This is a genomic window from Streptomyces sp. DvalAA-14 (assembly GCF_900091855.1).
Classification (GTDB): Bacteria; Actinomycetota; Actinomycetes; order Streptomycetales; family Streptomycetaceae; genus Actinacidiphila.
In genome coordinates this window covers 1-3,305 of the sequence record NZ_FMCH01000658.1, presented here as the reverse complement: position 1 = coordinate 3,305, position 3,305 = coordinate 1, and the positions used below count along the sequence as shown (strand labels likewise).

The window sequence follows — 3,305 nt, the reverse complement described above, 5'->3', positions numbered from 1 at the left end:
TGTGTGCCTTGACGACCCCAACGCCTCCACCACGAACGGCACCCAGCTCCAGCTCTGGACCTGCAACGGCTCGGCCGCCCAGAACTGGACGCTGCCCGCCGCGCCCGCGTCCCGCGCGGGAGCCGTCACCTCCGCCGTCCCGTCCGGCCTGTGCCTGGACGACAAGTCGTCCTTGACCACCAACGGCAACCCGATCGCGATCTGGGGCTGCAACGGGACCAACGCCCAGACCTGGACGGTGCTGCCGGACAACACCCTGCGCGTGTTGGGCAGTTGCCTGGACGCGACCGGCGAAGGCACCACCAACGGCACCCTGATCGAGCTCTACGCCTGCAACGGCAGCGGCGCCCAGCAGTGGCAGGCCACGAGCTCGGGCCAAATCGTCAACCAGCACTCCGGGCTGTGCCTGGACGACCCCAACTCCTCGACGACCGCCGGCACCCAAGTACAGCTCTACACCTGCAACGGCTCGGCCGCACAGCACTGGACGCTGCCCTCCTGAGGGCGGCGACCGCGTGACCGCCCCGACCGCGTGACCCGAGCGCATCGCTGATCGGCGTCACCAATGCACCACTGACGCCCGCGGGTTTCCCCGGCCGGCCACCGGCCGGGGAAACCCGCGGGCGTCCCGCGTGTCACGGGATCCGGCGCGTCACCAGATCCGGACCCGCTCGGCCGGGTCCAGCCACAGGCCGTCGTCCTTGCTCGTGCCGAACGCCTCGTGGAACTCGTCGAGATTGCGGACGATGTTCGCCCGGAACTCCGGCGGCGAGTGCGGGTCGATGGTGAGGAAGCGCTGCTGCTCCTCGATGCGGCGCTTGGAGCGCCAGCAGTAGGCCCAGTTCATGAACAGCGCCCGCGGACCGGTCGCGCCGTCGGCCCGCTCGGGTGCGGGCGCGTCGCCGAGGGCGATGAGGTAGGCCCGGTGTGCGATGGTCAGCCCGCCGAGGTCGCCGATGTTCTCGCCCAGCGTCAGGGAACCGTTGACGAACTGCCCGGGCAGGTCGCGCGGCGAGAAGGCGTCGTACTGCTCGACCAGCGCTTTCGCCTTCACCTCGAACGCCGCCTTGTCAGCCGCCGCCCACCAGTCGTTGAGGTTGCCGGCGCCGTCGTACTGCGCCCCCTGGTCGTCGAAGCCGTGCCCGATCTCGTGGCCGATCACCGCGCCGATGCCGCCGTAGTTCTCGGCCGGGTCCCCGTCGGGGGAGAAGAAGGGCTCCTGCAGGATGCCGGCCGGGAAGCAGATCTCGTTCGTGCCCGGGTTGTAGTAGGCGTTCACCGTCTGCGGCAGCATGAACCACTCGTCGCGGTCGACGGGCGAGCCGATCTTGCCGAGCTCCCGGTCGGTCTCGAAGGCGGCGGCCGCCCGGGCGTTGCCGAGCAGGTCGTCGGGGCTCACCTCCAGCGCGGAGTAGTCCCGGAAACGGTCCGGGTAGCCGATCTTGGCGCGGAAGGTGGCGAGCTTGTCGTAGGCCCGCTCCTTGGTGCTGTCGGTCATCCAGTCCAGCCGGGAGATCGACTCCCGGTAGGCGGTGAGCAGATTACCGACCAGCTCGTCCATCATGGCCTTGGACGCCGGCGGGAAGTGGCGCGCGACATACTCCTGGCCGACTGCCTCGCCCATCGCGCCCTGCACGAAGGCAACCGCCCGCTTCCAGCGCACCCGCAGCTCCGGGGTGCCGTTGAGGGTGCGGTCGTAGAACTCGAAGCCGGTCCGGACGAACTCCTCGGACAGGTACGGCGAGGCCGCGCGCAGCACCCGGGCCGCGACCCAGTCCCGCCATTCCTCGATCGGCACCTCGGAAAGCACCGTCGACAGGTGGGCCAGGTACGACGGCTGCCGCACCAGGGTCTCGGCGATCGTCGCGTCCGTGCCGCCCAGCGCGGCGATGTAGCCGCTCCAGTCGAACTCCGGGGCGAGGGCGGTGAGTTCGTCGCGGGTGGTGAGGTTGTACGTCTTCTGCACATCGCGGGTCTCGGCCCGCTCCCAGTGGCCGGCCGCCAGCGCCGTCTCGATCCTCAGCACCGTCTGCGCGGCGGCGGCCGGGTCCGGGTGCTCGGCGAGTCCGAACAACTCGGTCAGATGTGCGACGTACTTCGTGCGCACCTCGGCGAACTTCTCGTCGCGGTAGTACGACTCGTCGGGCAGTCCGAGCCCGCCCTGGACGATGTTGACGAGATACCGGTCGGAGTCGCGATCGTCGCTGTTCACGTACAGACCGAACAGCCCCGAGCCGCCGCCGCGCTCGAGCGAGCCCAGGAAGGCCGCCAGCTCCCGGGTGCCGCCCAGCGCCGCGGCCTCCCGCAGCTGCGGGCGGACCGGGTCCAGCCCGCGCGCGGCCACCGCCGACTCGTCCATGAAGGCGGCGTACAGGGCGGCGATCTTCCGCGCGTCCGGCGCGGCGTCCGGCCCGTCCGGGCGCGCCGCGACACCCGCCGCGATGTCCTGAATGATGGCCTTGACCTGCTTCTCGGCCGTCTCCACCAGCTGGACGAACGGTCCCCAGCTCGACCGGTCGGCCGGGATGTCGACGGTGTCCAGCCACCGGTCGTTGACATGGCCGAAGAGATCGTCCTGCGGCCGGATCTCGGGATTCATGCCCGCACGGGCGCTATCAAGAATGGTCACTCGTCCAGCCTAAGCAGTCCCGGCGCCGACCGGCCCGCTGCTCGGCGGCCCCGGCCGGCTCGGACAGCTGTGCGCCCGCGCCCCTGCGCCGCTACGGGCCTCAAGGGGTGGGCCGCGCGGCGGGTGCGGCCGGGCGGGTGCCGACCAGGACGCCGACCTTGTCGATGCGGTGCTGCGGATTGCCCTGGGCGTCCCGCCAGAAATTGCCGGCCGCGTCGTCCTCGGGCGTCGCGCAGGTGGAGATGGTGATCATCGCCCGGGTGGGGCGCTTACCAGGCACACCGGGAACCGCCGCCCGCTGCTCGGCCAGCGAGCGCGCGGACCGGAAATCGGTCGTCCGGGTCTGGGTGATCTTGTATGTGTAGGCCTTCCCACCTGCCGTGACGACGACGCGTTCGCCCGTCTTCAGGGCCGGCAGCCGGTGCAGCGGCCCGCCGGCGGCGACGCGGTGCGCCGTGACGAGGTAGTTGCCGATCTGCCCCGGGCCGACGCCGCCGTCCTTGCCGTACGGGCTGGCCGCGATGCCGCGGTCCTGGATCCGGGTGCCGGGCCCGTCGTCGGTCGTCCCCCGGTAGGGACGACGCGCAGGGACCGGATGCCGATCGGCGGGACGGCCAGCGAGGCGGTGAGGATCCGGGTGTCCGCGGCGCCGGGTGTGCCGGACGGGTGGCCGCCG

At 71.5% G+C, this 3,305-nt stretch carries 2 protein-coding genes and 1 pseudogene; 1 reads left to right on the top strand and 2 read right to left on the bottom strand.

Features of this window, described 5'->3' with window-relative positions; translation table 11 throughout:
* The coding region (locus tag GA0115240_RS34930; protein ID WP_176725258.1) for a ricin-type beta-trefoil lectin domain protein at positions 1 to 502 on the top strand (502 nt) is incomplete at its 5' end.
* A gap of 150 nt (positions 503 to 652) precedes the next feature.
* Here GA0115240_RS34930 and GA0115240_RS34925 read toward each other — a convergent pair.
* Positions 653 to 2,629 (bottom strand): M13 family metallopeptidase, encoded by a 1,977-nt coding sequence (locus GA0115240_RS34925; RefSeq protein WP_093743125.1) that lies wholly within the window; start codon positions 2,627 to 2,629, stop codon positions 653 to 655.
* A 100-nt stretch (positions 2,630 to 2,729) separates the two neighbouring features.
* Positions 2,730 to 3,305: pseudogene (locus GA0115240_RS34920) on the bottom strand (class E sortase); the annotation flags it as partial.